This window comes from Bradyrhizobium sp. HKCCYLRH2060 (assembly GCF_051168135.1).
In the GTDB taxonomy this organism is placed as follows: Bacteria; Pseudomonadota; Alphaproteobacteria; order Rhizobiales; family Xanthobacteraceae; genus Bradyrhizobium.
On record NZ_JBNPUK010000018.1, the window covers coordinates 66,800 to 88,685 of the forward strand.

Consider the following 21,886-nt stretch of genomic DNA (forward strand, 5'->3'; position numbering starts at 1 on the left):
CCTTGGCTGCCGCAACTGCACAGGCTGCAGCACGCCTCGACGGACCAGCCCCAGCGACTGCAATCCTTGAAATTACGGGACGCATTCAGCACGACTCCACAACGATCCGGACCGACGAAACGCAGGGAGTGACGCGATGGCTGGGAGCGCGTGCCTCGGCCGCCTCCTCACCCACAACGATTACGCACGTCAATGTCACCGATCCCTCTGCAAAACATTCGAGAACGGCACCAGAAGCTGCTTTTGGTGCCGCAATCACGGATCGCGCGACAACGATGTCCAACACCTCGTTGCGAAGGCAGCGCTCCCGTGCTGGCTCAGCTAACAGGGTTGGATCGGAGAGGTCTCGGCAGATGACCCACTCTTAGGCAAGCGGCACACTCGCGCGATCTCGATCCCGTTTATTCCTGCTGACCGTTGTGCGCTAACAACACGAGCTTCCGATGGCCTCTCCCGTCCCCTGGGTGCAGTGCCATCGCATATGGTTGCAATGCCCCGGCGGCCTCGAGACGGCCTTACTGGCTCCGCATCCAGATTTCATGGTCGGTCGATCCTCGACCGACCCGATAGGCGAGCGCGTGCCACTCCATTGCAATCTCCGACCAAGCGGCTTTCAGAGCCGGATCGGTCGCTTGTTCAGAGGCGCTTTCGCACGCCAAGGCCTTGATGCGGTATCTTTCTGACAGACCAATCATCGGATCTACGTTCGACATGCAGCGCGCTGCTCGGCCGCCCTTCTCGCTCAATTCAGCGTCATCGACGCACCGCCGGCCACGCCATATTCGTTGATCTACGGCGAGGCCGTGAACGAGGCGTGCACCCGCACCCAGTTGTTGACCGCATAGCCGATGCCGGCGGCGAGCCCCGATCAACTGTCACATTCGCCAAAATCACATCGATCCCCTGCATAACCTTCGAGAACATCGCCAGAGGTTGCTCCGAAAAGAGCAACCAGCAATTGCACCACGAACAACTTCCCGAGAACGCATCACGCCGAAAGCGCGCCGCCTCCGTCTCGGCTAGCAGAATGCGATCGGGCGGGTCTCGGCAGGGAGCGCACTGTTATGCAATCCGCACATTGTGGCCGCATTCTTTGAAATCTTCCGAAGTAACAGTTGTCGATTTGCAACGAAGTGTGTCTCATCAGCTCATCGCTTCCTTCAACTGCGACGCCGGATCGGCCATGGAATCCAGCTCAACACGACAGATCTCGCTCGAGTGCAGTCCCGACCACGGCCCCGACAGCCATCGCGAGTGGCAGAGGAAGATCGAGGAGATCACCGGCGGCATCCGGATCAATTTCGCCGATCTCAAGCCGTTGAGCGAGGGACCGGCCCGGATCCAGATGGGCGCCGTGACGATCGGCGGACTCAACATCAACAGGTGGTCATTGTCCCCGCTGCTGCTCGATCGCACACAGAAGCATCTGGCCAAGGCCCAGGACGTGTTTTCGATTCCGATCCCACGCTCGGGACGGCTGCTGCTGACCCAGCGTCGGCAGGAGGACGACTGTGCCAGGGAGGAGACGCGCTTCCTCAGGCTGAGCGAGCGACTCCGCTTTCACGCGCCGGAAGGCCTCGAGCTGACGGGCTTCACCATCCCCGCCGCGATGTTGTTGAAACGGCTTCCCGCGGCCGACGATCTGATTCTCCGGCGCATCAGCATGCGTGATCCGGCATTTGGTCTGCTGGCCGACTATCTCGGCTTCGCCGAAAAGGAGGCCGCACGAGCAAATCCGACATTGAAGCAACTGATGGCCGATCAGCTCATCGAGCTGACCGTTCATCTGCTGGCGCCCAGCAACGATACGATGGAGGTCGTTCGCAATGGTGCGCTCAAGGATCTGCGCCGGGAAAAGGTGCTGAGGCAGATCAGAGAGCATTTCGCCAATCCGGATTTCTCGCTGTCGTCGGCCGCCGAGGCATCGGGCCTGTCGCGCAGCTACATCCAGAAGCTATTCGACGAGGCCGGCACCAGCTTTTCCGAGACGCTGCGGAAGATGCGCGTCGAGAAGGCGGTCGAGCGGTTGAGATCTCCGGCGCACTCGGCGCTGAGCGTCGCCGAGATCGCGATGGATACCGGCTTTGCCGACCTGTCCACGTTCAACCGCACGTTTCGCCGCTTCTACGGCGAGACGCCGACCGCGATGCGCCTGGCGACGGACGACGTCGCCGGAGCGGAGCCGGCGCCACCCGTGAGCGCAACGGCGGCGCACACACGCGCCGATCGATGAGAGCACGATGCGATCAGGCCGGTCTGGCTCCGCCCGATCCGCAGCGAAGATCTACGGCGATTAGTTGATCAGAACTCGACGGCGAAGCCGGCGCTGCCGACATGCTCGCTGCCGCCGCCGTTCGAGTAGCGGCCAAAGACCACGGTCGGGACGCTGAGATTCAGCCGGTGCGAGATGCCGATTCCGGCCCCGGTCTGACCGCGATAAAAGCCGGTGTTGACGGCGACCGTAGTCTTGCCGGGTGCCGACGGCATCACGACCGGCGGGGCGGACACCGCTGCGGCAATGCCGCGGCGCGCCTCGGTCTGGTTGACGTTGATCTGGTTCTGCAGTCCGCCGAGTTGGGTTTGAAAGCCGGCCGCGATGCCGTTCAGCTGCGAGACATTGACGGCGTCGGTCTGCGAGATGCCGGCGGCAACGTTGGTCAGCCGCCTTTCATTGCCGGCAGCGCCGAATGACACGGTGTTCGGCGCCGTGGCCACCGAATTCTGCCCGATGGCGACGGAGTTGGCGGCAACCGCGTTGGCGCCGTTGCCGAGCGCGACGTTGCCGGCGGCGCCGACCTGCGCGCCGGCCCCATAGACCGCAGCATTGGCGAAGTTGTTGTCCGTGGCATTGGGACCGATCACGACGGAGTTCGGCGCCGAGACGGCATTGGTCCCGATGGCAATGGCGTTGTCGCCGTTCGCCTGCGCAGTGTTGCCGAACGCAAGGCTGTTTGCGCCGTTGGCCTTGCTGGAGCCGACCGCCACGCTGTTATCCCCGCCCGCGAAGCTGCCGCTGCCATAGGCCGCACCGAATGCGCCATTCGCCGTGCTGAAAGCGCCGGTCGCCGTACTGAATCTGCCACTTGCCTGGCTGGAGGTCCCGGTTGAGGTGCTGTGGTCGCCGGCCGCGTTGCTGAACGAGCCGGTCGCGGTGCTCAGATCGCCCGTCGCCATGCTGGCATTGCCCAGCGCGACACCATACGTTCCGGTCGCGACGCTGTTGACGCCCGTCGCCACGCTGCTGAGGCCAGCCGCCTTGCTGTTGAAGCCGAGCGCGATCGCACCGATCGCAGTGGCCTGCGCCGTCGCACCGAGCACGGTCGCGTTCATCGCTATGGCCCGGCTGGCCTGACCGACGGCGGTCGTGCCGTCGCCCTGGGCAACGCTGTTTTGGCCGAACGCGCTCGCGGTCGCACCGACTGCCTGGCTGGACTGGCCCATCGCCGTGGCGCTTGCGCCGTTGGCGTTGGCCGACGACCCTGTCGCGGTGGCCTGATCGCCGCCGGCAAAGGCGGCGTTGCCCGAGGCGGTCGCCGCCAGGCCGGTGGCGATGGCGGCAATGCCTATCGCGGTGGTGAAGGCTCCATTGGCGCTGCTACCATAACCGTATGCCGCCGCGCCGGCACCGGTCGCAGTGCTGTTCCCGCCGGTCGCCGTAGCGGCTATCCCAGCCGCAACAGCCCCCGCGCCGCTCGCATAGGCGCCGATGCCGCCGACCGCCGTGCCGCCGTTCAGGGATTGTTGGGCGTTGGCATCGCCTGCGCCTGCCGCCATGCAGATCAAAAGGACCGTCGAAGCGAGCCAGGCGCCTCGGCTCAGCGTTCCGGTGCCAGGGCTCAAGACTGGATCACGACCAATCGTCACATCCCTCGATTTCACGTGAACACCTGCCCCCTCGAAAACGACATCAGGATCTCCGCTAGCAGAGGAGGATCCTGAGGGTCTCGGCAAAGGGCCCACTGTTTTGCAAACCGCACAACGGCAGCGCATCACCGCGCTCATCCGGTCGAGGAGTTGTATGTCTGCAACATTGGGTGGTTTCTGGCGGCCCCAGGCTTCCATCGCGGAGGAACGGATTCCTCGCACCAGTCCTTACGTGGCCACCGGAACAGCGGCTCTTTACCGTGTCGCAAAAAGACACAGGGACTTCCAGATATCGGGACTTTCGCGCTGCGCTGTGCAGAAACCGCTCACCAGAGCAGCAGGAACGCCGGTCGTTTGACATTCCCGTCCGGCCGCGAAGCTGATACGTTGCGACCGGCCTTGGTCGCGGCTGATGCGAACAGCATTCCGTTCAGGTCCCTGAAGCACGAACCGTCTGTAAAACCGGCTTGTCACCTTTCCAGGGCAGGCCGTCGCCCTATTTGCCTTGAACGTCCGAGAGGTCCCCATGCTGGACAAGAGCCCCCGCCCCGCCGTCACCGTTCCGAATGATCTTGCCGCGCATTGGATGCCGTTCACCGCGAACCGCGCCTTCAAGAAGAACCCGCGCCTGCTCGCCGGTGCCAAGGACATGCACTACATCACCGTCGATGGCCGCAAGATCATCGACGCCGCCGCCGGCATGTGGTGCTGCAACGCCGGCCACGGCCGCAGCCAGATCGCCGAGGCGATCGGCCAGCAGGCCGCGGCGCTCGACTACGCACCGCCGTTCCAATTCGGCATTCCCCAGGCGTTCGAGCTCGCCAACCGCATCGCCGATCTCGCGCCCGCCGGCCTCGACCACGTGTTCTTCTGCAACTCCGGCTCGGAGGCGGCCGACACCGCGCTGAAGATGGCGCTCGCCTATCACCAGATCAACGGCCAGGGCAGCCGCACCCGCCTGATCGGCCGCGTCCGCGGCTATCACGGCGTTGGCTTCGGCGGCACTTCGGTCGGCGGCATCGTCAACAACCGCAAGCTGTTCGGCACCTTGCTGACCGGCGTCGACCACATCCCCGCGACCTATGACCGCGAGAAGCAGGCCTTTACCAAGGGCGAGCCGGAATACGGCGCGCACTTCGCCGATGAGCTGGAAAACCTCGTCAACCTGCACGGCGCCAACACCATCGCCGCCGTCATCGTCGAGCCGATGGCCGGCTCGACCGGCGTGATCCCGGCGCCGAAGGGCTACCTCAAGCGGCTGCGCGAGATCACCCAGAAGCACGGCATCCTGCTGATCTTCGACGAGGTCATCACCGGCTTCGGCCGCCTCGGCTACGCCTTCGCCGCCGAGCGCTACGGCGTGACGCCTGACCTTCTGACCTTCGCCAAGGGCGTCACCAATGGCGCGGCCCCGATGGGCGGCGTGCTGGTGCGCGACACCATCCACGACGCCTTCATGAGCGGCCCCGAGCACATGGTGGAGTTCACCCACGGCTACACTTACTCGGCGCATCCGATCGCCTGCGCCGCCGGCCTCGCCACGCTCGACATCTACCGCGACGACAAGCTGTTCGAGCACGCCCGCGCCATAGAGCCGAAATTCGCCGACGCCGTGATGTCGCTGAAGGGCCTGCCCAACGTGCTCGACATCCGCACCGTGGGTCTCACCGCCGGCATCGACCTTGCGCCGCTACCCGACGCGGCTGGCAAGCGCGGCTACTCCGCGATGGAGACCGCCTTCCACAACAACGACCTGATGCTGCGCATCGCCGGTGACACGCTGGCGCTGACCCCGCCGCTGATCATCAGCGAGGATCAGGTCGGCGAGATCATCGAGAAGGTCGGCAAGGTCATCAAGGCCGTGGCGTAAGCCATTCGGCGACCAATCGGCCATGATCGGCCAGGAGCAGAATTGGCGGCCCGCGTGGCCGCCATTTTTGTTTCTACGATCCCCAAGAACGGTCATTGCGGCTTTCCACATGTCGCATGCCGGCCGACAATAGCCTCGCGCGTGCGCAGGGAACCTTCGCAAATCCTCCACGTTCATGTCGCGAGCCGGCGGTTCGCGCGCGGCGATGGATCATCGGAGGACGCGCATGCTTGCACCGCCAGGAGAGCTGCTGCGATTGGGGCTCGAGCAGAGACTCAACCGCGTCAGGCGCGCCACCCAGGCCTACATGCGCGATCGCGCCCGGCAGGCCACCGGAACGGTGACGTCCTACGCCGTCGCCGCCGGGCTGTTCGCCACCGCGGGCATCTTCCTGATCGCCGCCTGCATCGTCGGATTGACCGCGCTGTTCCGCTGGGTGGAAATGACCTACGGCCTGTTCACCGCATTCGCTGTGGTCGGCGGCATCCTGGTCGCGCTGGCGGTGATCTGCGCGATCATCGCGGCGGTGAAGTTGCGCAGTCCGACGCCGCACTATCCTTCACTCTCCAGCCGGCTGCGCGTGGCGATCGCAGCGCCCGTGGCCCGGGAACCCGACGCGGACGAGATCGATCCCGACACCATCCCCCTGGCACCGTCATCGACCTCCACGAATCACGGGAGCGGAGCTGCGGGTGCACTCGGCCGGGTCAACGTGCCCGTTGGTGTCGCCGTTGCGGCACTGCTGCTCGGTGTGGCGGCCTTGCGCCGGCGTCACCGCAGCGCGTAAGCCTGCCCCGACAGCGACAGGCGCGGTTCGACGGACATCGAAGAATCACCGGCTCGGTTGAGTTGATCAGCAACACCCGTTGATCAGCTCATGGGCATCGCGCGCATGTCTCAATGTGTCTGGAGTCCGCGTGGCGCTTTCCCCGGTGTTCTACGGGTCGGCGACACTACGATGACACTCCGCTTTCCCCGGTGAACTTGCGTAAATGACACGCAGACGGGAAATCATCGGCCTCTCCCGGTATTTGAATCCCGCCGACTATCCTCGCGAATCAACAGAAGTGCTAAGGTTGCATTCGGTTGGGAGCGTCGCGCAGCATGATCCGTATCTCCACGATTTTCATTGCCATTTGTATGGTTCTGGTCGCAGCCTCGCTCGGCCTGATCCTGTATTCGGTGGCCGGCATCAGTGGCTCGGAATCCGCGATCGTCGCGCTCGCCGCACTGACGTTCCTGATTCTCTACAACGCCGTGTCGATGCGGCTGCGCGACCGCACCGATATCGGCAGCCAGATCGCCGATCTGTCGCGCGGCACCGCCGACCTCGCGCGCCAGGTCGCCGAGTTCGGCCGACGCCTGTCGGCGGTCGAGGGACGCATCGTGTCGTCGAGTTCGGTCAGCGCCGATCGCCTGCAGGGCGTGATCGGCGAGATCAACGAGCTCGGCGGACTGATGAAGCAGCTCGCCGTCACCGTGGCCCAGCATGAAGACCTGATCGCGGCGATCCCGCCGGCACCACCGCCGGGAGCTGCTGCCGGCATGGTTCGCGAGGCCGATCATCCGCTCCCGGCGGCCGCTTCCTCCAGCGGCGCGCGCGAGATGACCGCGCTGCCGCCGAGCGACATCGAGCAGAGGATGCCCGAGACCCCCGGGACGTTCAGCGCGGCATCGGGTGCCGCCCCCCTGCCGCCCAAACCGCAGGCCCCGGCGGTCACTGCCGTACCAGTAGCCTCCAAGATCACGACGCCGGCTCCGTCGGCGCCGGTTGCCCCCGCCGTGCCGCGCAGCCAGCCGCAGATCCTCGCCGCGGTCAAAGGCGCGATCGAGGACAACCGCCTCGACATCTACCTGCAGCCGCTGGTGACGCTGCCGCAGCGCAAGGTGCGCTTCTACGAGGCGGTGACGAGGCTTCGCGACGAGCGCGACCAGGTGGTCGCGGCCGAGGACTTCATCGGCATCGCGGAAGCCGCCGGCCTGGTCGGGCGCATCGACCACATGGTTCTGCTTCGCTGCGTCCAGGTGCTGCGCCGCCTGATGGTTCGCAACAAGGACGTCGGCATCTTCTGCAACATCTCCGCGGCGACCCTCAGCAGCCCCGCCAACTTTTCACAATGCCTCGATTTCCTCGAAGCGAATCGCGCCCTGGCGCCGTCCTTCGTGCTCGAATTCAAGCAGTCGACCTTGCGCAGCCTCGGCCCGACCGGGGCCGAGCATCTCGCGGCCCTGGCCCAGCGCGGCTACCGCTTCTCGATCGACCATGTCACCGACCTCCGGTTCGAGCCGCGCGAGCTCGCCGATCGCGGTGTCCGCTTCATCAAGGTCCCGGCCGCGCTGCTGCTCGACCCCAAGCAGAGCTCGGCCTCCGACATTCACCCGACCGATCTCTCCGATCTGCTGGGCCGTTTCGGCATCGACCTGATCGCCGAGCGGATCGAAGGCGAGAACAGCGTCGTCGACCTGCTCGACTACGACGTCCGCTTCGGCCAGGGCTTCCTGTTCGCGCCGCCCCGCCCATTGCGACCCGAGGGCGCATCTGCTACCGGCGAGGCCGCCGCCGGCCCATCGGGCGGGCAGGATATCAAGATTCAGGACCCCAATGCCGCCGGCACCACCTCTCTGGACGCGTCACACACCAATGCTTCGACGCGCAGCGGCAATGCCGCCCTCGCCCGCCGTGCCGCCGGGACCCTCTGAAATCAGCCGGCTGCCATGACCGTTCTCCGCTTCGAAGAGCGGCTGCGCGATCTGGTCGGCCGCAAGCAGGTGCTGCTGAGCGACATCTGGGGCGTGGTCCATAACGGGCTGGAGTCCTTCCCCGACGCCTGCGACGCGCTGCACCACTTTCGCCGCCAGGGCGGTACGGTGATCCTGATTACCAACGCGCCCCGGCCGGCCGATTCGGTCCAGCGCCAGTTGCGCAAGCTCGGCGTCGCCGACGAGGTCTACAGCGCCATCGTCTCCTCCGGCGACCTGACCCGCCACTACGTGGCCGATCATCCCGGCGGCAAGGTGTTCTGGCTCGGCCCCGAGCGCGACAATTCCATTCATCGCGGTCTCGACCTGGCGCTGTCGCCGCTCGAAGAAGCGTCCTACATCATCTGCACCGGCCTCTACGACGACGAGACCGAGACCGCCGAGGACTACCGGCCGATGCTGCTGCGCGCGCGCGAGCGCAAGCTGCCGCTGATCTGCGCCAATCCGGACATCGTGGTCGAGCGCGGCGACCGGCTGATCTATTGCGCCGGCGCCATCGCCGAGCTCTACCGCGAGCTCGGCGGCGAGGTGATCTTCTACGGCAAGCCGCACCGGCCGATCTACGAGCGCGCCATGATGCTCGCCGAGCAGCACGCCGGCCGGAAGGTCGCGCGCGAGGAGGTGCTGGCGATCGGCGATTCCGTCCGCACCGATCTCGCCGGCGCGCACGGCTTCGGCATCGACTGCCTGTTCGTCACCCGCGGCATCCATTCCGAGGAGTTCGCCGGCGTCGAGCAGCTCGACCCGGCGTCGGTCAAGGAGCTGTTCGGCCACCCGCCGCGCGCCCTGATGCGCGAGCTGAAATGGTGAGCGGATCTTGAAACGAAAAACGCCCGGCCGGGTGCCGGGCGTCTTTCATTTGAGAGCGGATCAGGCGGGCGTCAGGCCGTCGCCATGTCCGGGAATACCGCGTCGATCTTGGTCTTCAGGGTCGCGGCGTTGAACGGCTTGACGATGTAGTTGTTCACGCCGGCCTTCTTGGCCGCGATCACGTTCTCGGTCTTGGATTCCGCCGTGATCATGATGAACGGCGTGGTCGCCAGGTTCGGATCGGCGCGGACCTCGCGGAGCAGGTCGTAGCCGGTCATCGGCTCCATGTTCCAGTCGGAGATCACGAGGCCGTATTTCTTGGCGCGCATCTTGTTGAGGGCCATCGAGCCGTCGCTGGCATCGTCGATGTCCTCGAACCCGATCTGCTTGAGAAGATTCCTGATGATACGGATCATGGTGCTGTAATCGTCGACGACGAGCACCGGCATCGTCAAATCAACCGCCATCTTGACTCCCCCAGACGCGAACACAACGCGCAGACTGTTACAAAAACGCTCTTGCGGCACGGGTCGTAACCGACCCCGCCATCCGCTCTGAGCAGTAGCATCAGCCGTTAAACAGCGCGTTAACTGCGCTGCGGCTGCATGTCGCTATTGCTGCGCTGCATGAGCGGAGGAACCCCTTCGGCTTGACTTCGCGGGGCCGGCCGCCCACCGTCAGGGCAATCCCCGCCCGCCGGCGGCCCACCGAAATCTGCGAGATATTTCCGTCACATGCCCGATTTCAAGGTCATCCGCGATTCCACCCCGCCGTCGGACATCCTCAAGGGCGCGGTGGTGGCGATGGGCAATTTCGACGGCGTCCATCTCGGTCACCGGGCCGTGATCGAGGCGGCCATCGAGATGGGCAAGGCGAAGGGGCGCCCGGCGCTGGCACTGACCTTCGAGCCGCATCCGCGGCGCTTCTTCAGCCCCAACACCCCGCAGTTCCGCCTGACCGACGAGGCCGCCAAGCTGCGGCTGCTGGCCGGAACCGGGCTTGCCGGCGCCGTGGTCATGACCTTCGACAAGGGCCGCGCCCAGACCTCGGCGCAGGACTTCATTCACCATGACCTGATCGGGCGGCTCGGAGTCGCCGGGATCGCGGTCGGCTACGACTTTCATTTCGGCAAGGGCCGCGTCGGCTCGCCCAGCCTGCTCGCCAACGAGGCGCCCAAGCTCGGCATCGAGGTCGACATCCAGGCCCATGTCGACATCGACGAGCGGCCGGTGTCCTCCACCGCGATCCGCGAAGCGCTGGCGGAGGGTCAGGTCAGCGAGGCGACCGCGATGCTCGGCGGCCCCTGGTTCGTGAGCTCCGAGGTCATCCACGGCGAGAAGCGCGGCCGCGACCTCGGCTACCCCACCGCCAACATGCGGCTCGATCGCGATTGCGGGCTGCGCCACGGCATCTATGCCGTCCGGGTCGGCCGCGGCCGCGGCGCGAACCGGGTGCTGATCGACGGCGTCGCCAATTTCGGCCGCCGGCCGACCTTCGACAACGGCGCGCCGCTGCTCGAGACCTTCCTGTTCGATTTCAAGGACAGCCTCTACGGCGAGGTCCTGGACGTCGCCTTCATCGGCTTCATCCGCGAGGAGGCCAAATTCACCTCGATCGAGGCCCTGATCCGGCAGATGGACGACGACAGCGCGCGGGCGCGCGCCCTGCTGGCGGCCGCCCCCGGCCTCTTCCCCCGGCTCGGCGAGATCGGCTGACCGCCTCCCCGCGAACTGCGCTTTGCGATTTCGCGGCGCGGCTGCTATGAGGGAGCCCCATGTTGATACGGCGCATCATCGGCATTAGCGGCCCGGCTTCCGCCTGAGCTTCGAGCTCGGCGCAAGACCGGGATGTCTCTGCTCGTTCCGCCGCCCGCGATCGAAATCGCGTCTCAGCGCCCTCTTAAAGCTCAGCCAGCCAGATCACGATGTCCGAAAAGCCGCAAAAGCCCGACGCCCAAAAATCCGACGCCAAGGACTATTCCAAGACCCTGTATCTGCCGCAGACGGAATTCCCGATGCGCGCCGGCCTGCCGCAGCGCGAGCCGGAGATCCTGAAGTACTGGAACGATATCGACCTCTACGGCAAGCTGCGCGAGACCGCCAAGGGACGGCCGAAATTCGTCCTGCACGACGGCCCGCCCTATGCCAACGGCAACATCCACATCGGGCACGCGCTGAACAAGATCCTCAAGGACGTCGTGACCAAGAGCCAGCAGATGCTCGGCCACGACTCCAACTACGTGCCCGGCTGGGACTGCCACGGCCTGCCGATCGAGTGGAAGATCGAGGAGGAGAACTACCGCAAGAAGGGCAAGACCAAGCCCGACTTCCGCGACTCCGCCGCCATGGTTGCATTCCGCCGGGAGTGCCGCGCCTACGCCGATCACTGGCTCAACGTGCAGCGCGAGGAGTTCAAGCGTCTCGGCGTGATCGGCGACTGGGATCATCCCTACGCCACCATGACCTATCCGGCGGAGGCGCAGATCGCCCGCGAGCTGATGAAGTTCGCCGCCAACGGCACGCTGTATCGCGGCTCCAAGCCCGTGATGTGGAGCGTGGTCGAGAAGACCGCGCTCGCCGAGGCCGAGGTCGAGTACGAGGACTATCAGTCCGATACGGTGTGGGTGAAGTTTCCGGTGACCTCGCCGGCGCATGGCACGCTCGCCGGCGCCGCGGTGGTGATCTGGACCACCACACCCTGGACCCTGCCCGGCAACCGCGCCATCTCGTTCTCGCCGAAGATCGCCTATGGCCTCTACGAGGTCACCGACGCGCCGGCTGACAACTGGGCCAAGACCGGCGACAAGCTGATCCTGGCCGATGCGCTGGCCGACGGCGTGTTCAAGCAGGCGCGCGTCACGAGCTACAACAGGCTGCGCGACGTCCCCGGCGACGCGCTCGACGCCGTCGAATGCGCCCATCCGCTGAAGGGCCTCGCCGGCGGCTACGGCTTCACAGTGCCGCTGCTGCCCGGCGACCACGTCACCGACGACACCGGCACCGGCTTCGTGCACACCGCGCCCGGCCACGGCCGCGAGGATTTTGACGTCTGGATGGCGCATGGGCGCGAGCTCGACGGCAGGGGCATTGCGACCACCATCCCCTACACCGTCGACGAGAACGGCGCGCTGACCGACCATGCGCCGGGCTTCACGGGAAAACGCGTCATCAACGACAAGGGCGAGAAGGGCGACGCCAACGAGGCCGTCATCAAGGCGCTGACCGAGGCGGGCATGCTGCTCGCGCGCGGCCGGCTGAAGCATCAGTACCCGCATTCCTGGCGCTCCAAGAAGCCGGTGATCTTCCGCAACACGCCGCAATGGTTCATCGCGATGGACAAGGACATCGCGGACGACGGCAAGGCGAATTCCGGCGATACCTTGCGCGCCCGCGCACTGCGCGCGATCTCGGTCACGCAGTGGGTGCCGGCCGCCGGCCAGAACCGCATCAACGGCATGATCGCCAACCGCCCGGACTGGGTGATCTCGCGCCAGCGCGCCTGGGGCGTGCCGATCGCGGTATTCGTGCGCGAGACCGGCGACGGCTCCGCCGAGATCCTGCAGGACGAGACCGTCAACACCCGCATCGCAGACGCCTTCGCCAAGGAAGGCGCCGACGCCTGGTACGCCGACGGCGCGCGCGAGCGCTTCCTCGGCTCACGCGCCAACGAGGACTGGAAGAAGGTCGACGACATCTGCGACGTCTGGTTCGACTCCGGCTCGACCCATGCCTTCGTGCTCGAAGACCCCGTGCACTTCCCCGGCCTCGCCGGCATCAAGCGCAAAGTCGACGGCGGCCGGGACACCGTGATGTACCTGGAAGGCTCCGACCAGCATCGCGGCTGGTTCCACTCGTCGCTCCTGGAAAGCTGCGGCACCCGCGGCCGCGCGCCGTATGACGTGGTGCTGACGCACGGCTTCACGCTCGACGAGAACGGCCGCAAGATGTCGAAGTCGCTCGGCAACACCGTCGAGCCGCAGAAGGTGATCAAGGACTCCGGCGCCGACATCCTGCGCCTATGGGTCTGCGCCACAGACTATGCCGACGACCAGCGCATCGGCCCGGAGATCCTCAAGAACACCATCGAGACCTACCGCAAGCTGCGCAACAGCATCCGCTGGATGCTCGGCACCCTGCACCACTACAAGCGCGGCGATGCGGTCGCGTTCGCGGATATGCCGGAGCTGGAGCGGCTGATGCTGCATCAGCTCTCGCAGCAGGCCGAGACCATCACCCGCGCCTACGCCGCGTTCGACTACAAGACCGTGATCGCGAGCCTGGCAGCGTTCATGAACACCGAGCTGTCGGCGTTCTATTTCGACATCCGCAAGGACACGCTGTATTGCGATCCGCCGTCGTCGGTGGCGCGCAAGGCGGCGCTGACCGCGATCGACCTGATCTGCGATGCCGTCCTGAAATGGCTGGCGCCGGTGCTGTCCTTCACCACCGACGAGGCGTGGCGCATGTACAGGCCGGACGCCGAGCCGTCGGTGCATCTGACGCTGTTCCCGGAGGCGATGGACGGCTATCGCGACGACGCGCTCGCGACGAAGTGGGAGACCATCCGCAACGTCAGGCGCGTCGTCACCGGCGCGCTGGAGCTCGCCCGCGCCGCCAAGACCATCGGCTCCTCGCTCGAGGCCTCGCCGATCATCTACGTCGCCGACCGCGCGCTGCTCGGCACCTTGTTCGATACGGATCTGGCCGAGGTCTGCATCACCTCGAACTACGAGGTCCGCGAGGGCGACGCGCCGGCCGATGCGTTCCGGCTCGATGCGGTGCCGGGCGTGGCGGTGGTCGTCGAGAAGGCCGTGGGCAAGAAGTGCGCCCGCTCCTGGAAGATCCTGGAGAGCGTCGGCGACGACAAGGACTATCCCGACGTGTCCCCGCGCGACGCGCAGGCGCTGCGCGAATGGAAGGCGCTGGGGGTGGGCGTGTGATGCGCGATCGCGCGTCACACTCCGCCGTCGTCCCCGCGCACGCGGGGACCCATAACCACCGGCCGTCTTGGTAGGCAAAGACTGATGACTCCGAGTCCTTTTCACCAATCGGCTGTCCGCGGTATGGGTCCCGGCGTTCGCCGGGACGACAGCTGTGTTTGCGGCCGGCTTGGTGGTCAACTCACCGGCTTGCAATGACCCCTCGCCTCCGTCTCGGCCTCATCGCCGGCTTCGCCACCCTGGTCATCGACCAGGCCTCCAAGCTGTGGCTGCTGTACGTGTTCGACCTGCCCAACCGCGGCACCGTCAAGATCACCCCGTTCTTCGACCTCTACCTCGCCTGGAACATCGGCATCAGCTTCGGCTGGCTGCAGAGCGAGAGCGCGCTGGCGCAATATGGGCTGATGGCGGTGAAGGCCGTCGCGGTGGTCGCCCTCGGCATCTGGATGGCGCGTGCGGAAAGCAAGCTGGCGACGGCGGCGCTCGGCCTGATCATCGGCGGCGCCATCGGCAACGGCATCGACCGGCTGGCCTATGGCGCGGTGGTCGATTTCGCGCTGTTCCACATCCAGATCGGCGGCACGGTCTACAACTGGTACATCTTCAACATGGCGGACGTGGCCATCGTTGCCGGGGTGGCGGGCCTGCTGTATGACTCCTTCTTCGGGGCTCATGCCGCAAAAGCGCCCTGATCGGGGTCGATACCGGCCGGTGCTGTCCCGGAGCCAAGAGCCTGAGGTTCTTCACGTTTTCGGGACTGGCGCGGTGACCGGACCAGCCGCCTGCGGCGAGCGTCCAAATCGGTGGATTCGCGGCCGGTTCGTCGGAGCCCGAGCACTGCACAAGCGAGGACGGGAAAAGCCATGCGCAAGACCGAAGTCAGCGGCCGGATCGTGACCCACGCGGCCATTCGCGCCCTGCGGCTGTCCGCCGTCGCGCTCGGCATCGGCCTCGTCATGGCCGCCGGCGCCGCCCGTGCCCAGGACGACGAGGAAGACGACAAGACCTTCGAAGAGAAGATCATCGATAATCTGATGCGCGGCCTCGGCGGCACCAACATGGAGACGCCCTCCATCGAATACCGCGAGCGGTCGCCGCTGGTGGTGCCGCCCAAGCTCGATCTGCCGCCGCCGGCCGCCGCGGCGCAGGCGACCGCGCCGAACTGGCCGAAGGACCCCGACGAGCAGCAACGCCGTGCCGCGGCCGCCGCGCGCAAGAAGGAAAACAAGGATCCGGTCAATGCGGCCCGCCCGCTGACCCCGGCCGAGATGAAGATGGGGCGGACGGCCGCCGCCAAGTCGACTGAGCCGATTCAGCCCGGCGTCGCCAACAACCCGATGATGAGCCCCTCACAGTTGGGCTTCAAAGGCGGCCTGTTCGGCATGTTCAAGGGCAGCGACAGCGAGACCAAGCCGTTCACCAGCGAGCCGCAGCGTGAGAGCCTGACCCAGCCGCCGCCCGGCTATCAGACGCCGTCGCCGAGCTATGCCTACGGCACCGGCAAGCAGGAGCCGATCGGCGGCAAGCAGATGGACATCATGACCGGCAAGGAACGGTGACGGCGGCACCGCCCCGTTCGCCCGGAGATGCCGGCTTCGCTGGCGTTAGCGAAATTTAATGTCTCGCGGCGGCACGATGTCGCCGTTTTGTGACGTCGGGCGCCGTCCGGCGCGATGTAGCATGCTGCGCTCAAACCCGATCGCCCCTCCCTGCGGGCCTCCAGAAGGATCATGATGTCCTCGCACCGGTTCAAATCCGTCGCCGCCGCGCTCGTCTCCCTCATCGCGTTCACGGCCGGCGCTTCGGCGCAAACGACGTTCGCCTCCGAGCCCCCCACCAGCTTCACCCTCCCCAACGGCCTGCAGGTCGTCGTCATCCAGGATCACCGCACCCCGGTCGTGACGCAGATGATCTGGTACAAGGTCGGCTCCGCCGACGAGACGCCCGGCAAGTCAGGCCTGGCGCACTTTCTCGAACATCTGATGTTCAAGGGCACCGAGAAGCATCCCGCCGGCGAGTTCTCCAAGACGGTCCTGAAGATCGGCGGCAATGAGAACGCCTTCACCTCGGTCGACTACACCGGCTACTTCCAGCGCGTGCCGCGCGATCAATTGCCGAAGATGATGGAGTTCGAGGCCGACCGCATGACCGGTCTCGTGCTGAAGGACGAGAACGTGCTGCCCGAGCGCGACGTGGTGCTCGAAGAGTACAACATGCGCGTCGCCAACTCGCCGGAAGCCCGTCTCAACGAGCAGATCATGGCGGCGCTCTACGTCAACCACCCCTATGGCCGCCCGGTGATCGGCTGGCGGCCGGAGATCGAGAAGCTCGGCCGTGAGGATGCGCTGGCGTTCTATCGCCGCTTCTACGCGCCCAACAATGCCATCCTGGTGATCGCCGGCGACACCGACGCCAAGGAAGTGCGCCCGCTCGTGGAGCAGACCTTCGCCAAGATTCCCGCGCAACCCGACATCCCCGCGCGCCGGTTGCGGCCGCAGGAGCCCGAGCCGGTGGCGCCGCGCACGGTCACGCTGGCCGACCCGCACGTCGAGCAGCCGTCGATGCGCCGCTTCTATCTGGTGCCCTCGGCCACCACGGCGGCCCCCGGCCAGTCGGCCGCGCTGGACGTGCTGGCGCAACTGATGGGCAGCGGCAGCAACTCCTATCTCTACCGTGCGCTGGTCGTCGACAAGCCGCTCGCGGTCAATGCCAGCGCGTCCTATCAGGGCACGTCGCTCGATCCGAGCCAGTTCTCGATCGCGGTCGCGCCGCGTCCGGGCGTCGATTTCGCCCAGGTCGAGGCTGTCGTCGACAGCGTCATCGCGGAGATCGCGCAAAACCCGGTCCGCGCCGAGGATCTCGAACGCGTCAAGACGCAGCTCATCGCCGAGGCGATCTACGCCAATGACAACCAGGCGACCATGGCACGCTGGTATGGCGGCGGCCTCACCACAGGTCTCAGCATCGAGGACATCAGGAGCTGGCCCGACCGCATCCGGGCCGTGACCGCCGAGCAGGTCCGCGCCGCCGCGCAGACCTGGCTGCAGAAGAAGCGCTCGGTCACCGGCTATCTGATCAAGGACAATGCGGCCAAGCGCGAGGAGAAGCGGTCGTGATGAACACAATGACCTTCGCCCGCCGCTTCGCCTGCGCGCTCGCCGTCGGCGCCGCCGCGCTCACGATCGCTCCTGCCGCCCATGCGGCGACCAAGATCCAGCACCTGGTGTCGCCCGGCGGCATCGAAGCCTGGTTCGTGCAGGACGCCACCGTGCCGCTGATCGCGATGGAATATGCGTTCCAGGGCGGCGCCTCGCAGGACCCCGTCGGCAAGCCCGGCGTCGGCAATCTCGTGGCCGACCTGCTCGACGAAGGCTCCGGCGATCTCGACTCCAAGACCTTCCACGAGCGGCTCGACCGCCGCGCCATCGAGCTCTCCTTCCAGATCTCGCGCGATCAATTCCGCGGCTCGCTGCGCATGCTGCGCGACAACAAGGACGAGGCGTTCGAGCTGCTGCGGACGGCGCTGACGTCGCCGCATTTCGACAGCGCCGACGTCGAGCGCATCCGCTCGCAGGTGATCTCCGGCCTGCGCCGCGAGACCACCAATCCGAGCTCGCTGGCGGGCCGCAAGTTCCTCGAGCTTGCCTTCCCCAACCACCCCTACGGCCGTCCGGCCAACGGCACGCTGGACAGCGTGCCGACCATCACCGTCGACGATCTCAAGGCCTATGTCGGCCGCGTGCTCGCCAAGGACACGCTCAAGGTCGCGGTTGTCGGCGACGTCGACCCGGCCACGCTCGGCAAGCTGCTCGACCAGACGTTTGGCAGCCTGCCCGCCAAGGCCACTTTGACGCCAGTGCCCGACGTCGTCGCCACCAGGCCGCCGCAGCGTGCGCTGGTGCCGCTCGACGTGCCGCAGACGGTGATCACCTTCGGCGGTCCCGGCATCCGCCGCCACGACCCGAACTTCATGGCGGCCTATGTGGTCAACCACATCCTCGGCGGCGGCGGCCTGTCGTCGCGGCTCTACAAGGAGGTGCGCGAGAAGCGCGGCCTCGCCTACTCCGTCTACGACGCGCTGCTGTGGATGGATCATTCGGCGCTGTTCATCGGCAACACCGCCACCCGCTTTGACCGCGCCGGCGAGACCATCGCGGCCGTCGAGCAGGAGATCCGCCGCATGGCGGAGGAAGGCCCGACCCAGCAGGAGCTCGACGAGGCCAAGTCCTACATCAACGGCTCGCAGATGCTCGCGCTCGACACCTCCTCCAAGCTGGCGCAGGCGATGCTGCAATACCAGCTCGACAAGATGCCGATCGACTACATCGAGAAGCGCAGCGAGATCGTGAATGCGGTGACGCTCGATGACGCCAAGAAGGCGGCCAAGCAGCTCTGGAGCCAGGGCCTGCTGACCGCGGTCGTCGGCCGCACGCCGCAGGCGGCCGCCGAACCGGCGCAAGCCCCAGTCACGGCTCCGGTGACGAAGACGAACTGAGCTTGCGAAGGCGCGCTCGCCTGCAACGACGCAGAATAACTATCAATGGCGACGTCATGCCCGGGCTTGTCCCGGGCATCCACGTTTTGGGGCAATTGACGCAGGTGGATGGCCGAGCCTTCGCCACTCCAAAGCGACTTCAGCCGCGCAGGCTGCACAAGCCCGGCCATGACGGCTGCTCGTGGCTTCCCACCGCGGCATCGACAAAAATGGTGTCGTCCCGGCCTTGAGCCGGGACCCATACCCCCAGGGAGGTGTTTGGGGCAGGCTGGTGTTGGGCATCTCGCGCCTCACATCTGCTGCGGCGTATGGGTCCCGGGTCGGCGCCATCGACGCCGCTTCGCGGCGCCGACGGCTTGCCCGGGACGACAGCGGGGCCAACACACCGACGTCACATACGAATAATTATCTTGCTATTTTTCCGAATTCATGATCAACTCTCCTTATCCCGCCTCACCGCAGAGGGGCGCATCGCGATCGTCACGACACGCGAGGCGGGGATGCGATGGCCGCGAGAGATCGCAGCGTCTTCTGAGCGAAGGCGCGGACGAACGATCTGTCGCGGACGTGAAGTCGCGTGGTCCTGGCATCCCGACGCTGATGCCAAGCTCGCCGGTGATGATGATCCGGCGGGCGACGGTGGCCAACAAGCCCGGTGCACCGAGGAGAGCGCGTATAAGCGTGAAGACCGTCGCGCGGGGAATGCCGGGATGCCTCGGCTGAACCTGTGGTACCTGCCGCCTGCATTTTTTTCGCAGGCGGGCCATGGGTGCGGCCAGCGCCCGGCATTCCCCGCGCCCTCTGCATTCTCAGCGAGGGCCACGACGATGCAAGCCTCGGGCAGGCATGCCGCGAGAGCGCGAAGCCGTGTCCTAGCTGATCGTCCCCGCTGTTTGAACCGTGAAGTCCGCCACACCAACCGCTGTCGTCCCGGACAAGCGCGCAAGGCGCGCGCAGATCCGGGACCCATACGCCGCAGCCGAAATGATGGGGACGAGATGTCAATGACCCGCCTGCCCCAAACTGCTCCCTGGGGTATGGATCCCGGCGTTCGCCGGGATGACAGCGGAGATTGTGATGACTGTCCCGGGTCAACGGTGCCGTCGACGCGAACCCGCGCACGCCGCCCCTAAAACCGCTATGGTGCACGCGAAAGCCTCGATTCCCCCTGGTGCTCCATGCTGCGGATTTCCCGCGACCTTGCCATCGACGAGAACGACATCGAGATCTCGTTCGTCCGCGCCTCCGGCCCTGGCGGCCAGAACGTCAACAAGCTGTCGACGTCGGCGCAACTGCGCTTCGACACCAGCCGCATCACGTTGCCGGAGGATGCTGCGGCACGTTTGGCGCGGCTGGCCGGCCAGCGCATGACCAAGAACGGCGTCATCGTGATCCAGGCCGAGCGCTTCCGTACCCAGGAGCGCAACAAGGCCGATGCGATCGAGCGGCTGGTCACGCTGCTGCGCGAAGCGATGGTGCGGCCGAAGGTGCGGCGCCCGACCAAGCCGACCTTCGGCTCCAAGCAGCGCCGGCTCGAGGGCAAGAAGCTCCGCAGCGACGTCAAGGCGGGGCGCGGGGCGCGCCGTTTCGACGATTAGTCCGTAACGCTGACATTCCTGCGGCGCGCACGACTGCTGCGCACGCTTTGTTCCCGCTGAAACAGCCGGCTACTACCACGGCGCGCCACCTGCGACCTACGCTCCGGAAAAATTGCGAGCGAGGAACGATGGCGGGACGGCGTGCGGCGCAAGATGCGCTTCTTCTGTGCGGGGCATTCATTGGCGCGGTGCTGAGCACCACGATCGCGTCGGCGCAGATGACGCTGCCCGCGCCGAAGCCCGTCGACGGCGCCACCCTGTTCAAGCAGCAATGCGGCGTCTGCCATACGCTGAGCAGCGCCGAGCCGATGCGGCAGGGGCCGCCGCTGTCGAAGATCGTCGGCCGCCGCGCCGGCTCGATCGAAGGTTTCCGCTATTCGGCCGGCTTCGCCAAGGCCGATTTCACCTGGGACGAGGCCAAGCTCGACGCCTGGCTGACCAATCCGCAAGAGCTGATCCCCGGCGCCGTGATGGCCTATCGCCAGGCCAAGCCCGACGTGCGCGCCACGATCATCAACTATTTGAAGGACAATTGAGATGGCCAAGCCCGTACACTCCATGATCCGCGTCTTCGACGAAGCGAAAGCGCTCGACTTCTACAAGCGCGCCTTCGGCCTGGAGATCGCCGACAACCTCCGCTTCGACGGCTTCGCGCTGATCTATCTGCGCCATCCCTCCTCGCCGTTCGAGGTCGAGCTCACCGTCAACTACGACCGCAAGGAGCCGTACACGCTCGGCGACGGCTACGGCCATCTCGCCGTCGTCGTCGACGATCTCGACGCCGAGCACGCCCGCTTCGAGCGCGAGAAGCTGGCGCCGGGCCCGTTGCGCGATTTCAAGCACAATGGGGCGACGCTGGCGCGGTTCTTCTTCGTCAGCGACCCCGACGGCTACAAGATCGAGGTCATCCAGCGCGGCGGCCGCTTCGGCTAGCCGCAGAACGACGCAAATACATAAGCAAAAAACCCACGGAGGATACCCATGAGAGAAGTCGATCGCCGCAACAAATACGACCGCCGCGTTTTTCTCAAGGGCGCGGCCTCGACCGTGCCGGCCGCCGCTGTCGCCTCCGCCACCGGGCTGGGGATCACCGATGCCTGGGCCGAGGATGCCAAGGCGCTGACGCCGGCGACGCTGAAGACGCTGGTGAAGGTCGCGCGCGACATCTACCCGCACGACTTCCTCGCCGACCGCTACTACATCACCGCGGTCAAGCCGTGGGACGGCAAGGCGGCGGAAGATGCCGCGGTCAAGGCGATGATCAATGACGGCGTCGCCCGGCTCGATCAGGACGCGAAGGATCGCCACAAGGTGCCCTATGCGCAGGTGCCGTGGGAGGCCGACCGCGTCGCGCTGCTCCAGGGCATCGAGCAGACCATGTTCTTCAAGACCCTGCGCGGCGACCTCGTGGTGTCGCTCTACAATCAGAAAGAGCTCTGGCCAAAGTTCGGCTACGAGGGCTCCTCCGCCGAGCATGGCGGCTACATCAACCGTGGCTTCTCCGACATCGACTGGCTGCCGAAAGCCTGACGCCGGCGAACAACGAAGAG

Annotated in this window: 17 protein-coding genes; 15 read left to right on the forward strand and 2 right to left on the reverse strand. The window is 66.2% G+C overall.

All coding sequences use genetic code 11. The annotated features are described in order from the left end of the window. Positions 1–814 precede the first annotated feature (814 nt). Positions 815–2,233, forward strand: coding sequence for a helix-turn-helix transcriptional regulator (locus ACQR10_RS27810; protein ID WP_316217112.1), 1,419 nt, complete (start codon positions 815–817; stop codon positions 2,231–2,233). Between the two features lie 68 nt (positions 2,234–2,301). On the opposite strand, the gene ACQR10_RS27815 is transcribed toward ACQR10_RS27810, so the two are convergent. Then, positions 2,302–4,062: a YadA family autotransporter adhesin gene (locus tag ACQR10_RS27815; protein ID WP_316217113.1), complete on the reverse strand. Its 1,761-nt coding sequence runs from the start codon at positions 4,060–4,062 to the stop codon at positions 2,302–2,304. 328 nt (positions 4,063–4,390) lie between these two features. Between ACQR10_RS27815 and ACQR10_RS27820 the strand changes: the two genes are divergently transcribed. The 4 genes from ACQR10_RS27820 (at position 4,391) to ACQR10_RS27835 (ending at position 9,304) form a co-directional block, all read left to right on the forward strand. After that, positions 4,391–5,734: an aspartate aminotransferase family protein gene (locus ACQR10_RS27820; protein WP_315801947.1), complete on the forward strand. Its 1,344-nt coding sequence runs from the start codon at positions 4,391–4,393 to the stop codon at positions 5,732–5,734. A 226-nt stretch (positions 5,735–5,960) separates the two neighbouring features. After that, complete coding sequence (locus tag ACQR10_RS27825) at positions 5,961–6,521, forward strand: phage holin family protein (protein WP_315801946.1); 561 nt, start codon at positions 5,961–5,963, stop codon at positions 6,519–6,521. Positions 6,522–6,838: 317 nt separating this feature from the next. After that, complete coding sequence (locus ACQR10_RS27830; RefSeq protein ID WP_316217114.1) at positions 6,839–8,434, forward strand: EAL domain-containing protein; 1,596 nt, start codon at positions 6,839–6,841, stop codon at positions 8,432–8,434. Positions 8,435–8,449: 15 nt separating this feature from the next. Further along, positions 8,450–9,304 (forward strand): TIGR01459 family HAD-type hydrolase, encoded by an 855-nt coding sequence (locus tag ACQR10_RS27835; protein WP_315801944.1) that lies wholly within the window; start codon positions 8,450–8,452, stop codon positions 9,302–9,304. 71 nt (positions 9,305–9,375) lie between these two features. Here ACQR10_RS27835 and ACQR10_RS27840 read toward each other — a convergent pair whose 3' ends face one another. After that, positions 9,376–9,771 (reverse strand): response regulator, encoded by a 396-nt coding sequence (locus ACQR10_RS27840; RefSeq protein WP_006613531.1) that lies wholly within the window; start codon positions 9,769–9,771, stop codon positions 9,376–9,378. A 267-nt stretch (positions 9,772–10,038) separates the two neighbouring features. On the opposite strand from ACQR10_RS27840, the gene ACQR10_RS27845 reads away from it, so the two are divergent. The 10 genes from ACQR10_RS27845 (at position 10,039) to ACQR10_RS27890 (ending at position 21,866) form a co-directional block, all read left to right on the forward strand. Further along, entirely contained in the window at positions 10,039–11,019 is a 981-nt protein-coding gene (locus ACQR10_RS27845) for a bifunctional riboflavin kinase/FAD synthetase (RefSeq protein ID WP_315801943.1), read from the forward strand. 209 nt (positions 11,020–11,228) lie between these two features. Next, complete coding sequence (gene ileS / locus ACQR10_RS27850) at positions 11,229–14,243, forward strand: isoleucine--tRNA ligase (RefSeq protein ID WP_316217115.1); 3,015 nt, start codon at positions 11,229–11,231, stop codon at positions 14,241–14,243. A 194-nt stretch (positions 14,244–14,437) separates the two neighbouring features. Further along, complete coding sequence (gene lspA / locus ACQR10_RS27855) at positions 14,438–14,935, forward strand: signal peptidase II (RefSeq protein WP_316217116.1); 498 nt, start codon at positions 14,438–14,440, stop codon at positions 14,933–14,935. Between the two features lie 171 nt (positions 14,936–15,106). Beyond that, positions 15,107–15,802: a hypothetical protein gene (locus tag ACQR10_RS27860; protein ID WP_315801940.1), complete on the forward strand. Its 696-nt coding sequence runs from the start codon at positions 15,107–15,109 to the stop codon at positions 15,800–15,802. Between the two features lie 171 nt (positions 15,803–15,973). Beyond that, positions 15,974–17,359, forward strand: a complete 1,386-nt coding sequence (locus ACQR10_RS27865; RefSeq protein ID WP_316217117.1) for a M16 family metallopeptidase — start codon at positions 15,974–15,976, stop codon at positions 17,357–17,359. After that, positions 17,359–18,738 carry a M16 family metallopeptidase gene (locus ACQR10_RS27870; RefSeq protein ID WP_316183219.1) on the forward strand — a complete coding sequence of 460 codons (1,380 nt, stop codon included), beginning with the start codon at positions 17,359–17,361 and terminating at the stop codon, positions 18,736–18,738. The genes ACQR10_RS27865 and ACQR10_RS27870 overlap by 1 nt, the downstream gene beginning before the upstream one ends. Before the next feature lie 1,178 nt (positions 18,739–19,916). Beyond that, positions 19,917–20,336 (forward strand): alternative ribosome rescue aminoacyl-tRNA hydrolase ArfB, encoded by a 420-nt coding sequence (arfB, locus tag ACQR10_RS27875; protein ID WP_006610408.1) that lies wholly within the window; start codon positions 19,917–19,919, stop codon positions 20,334–20,336. Positions 20,337–20,554: 218 nt separating this feature from the next. Continuing rightward, positions 20,555–20,872 (forward strand): c-type cytochrome, encoded by a 318-nt coding sequence (locus ACQR10_RS27880; RefSeq protein ID WP_316179823.1) that lies wholly within the window; start codon positions 20,555–20,557, stop codon positions 20,870–20,872. 1 nt (position 20,873) lies between these two features. Then, positions 20,874–21,269 carry a VOC family protein gene (locus ACQR10_RS27885; protein WP_434863871.1) on the forward strand — a complete coding sequence of 132 codons (396 nt, stop codon included), beginning with the start codon at positions 20,874–20,876 and terminating at the stop codon, positions 21,267–21,269. A 48-nt stretch (positions 21,270–21,317) separates the two neighbouring features. Further along, the gene (locus tag ACQR10_RS27890; protein ID WP_434863870.1) at positions 21,318–21,866 is read left to right on the forward strand and encodes a gluconate 2-dehydrogenase subunit 3 family protein; all 549 of its coding nucleotides are present in this window, start codon (positions 21,318–21,320) and stop codon (positions 21,864–21,866) included. The last annotated feature ends 20 nt before the right edge of the window (positions 21,867–21,886 follow it).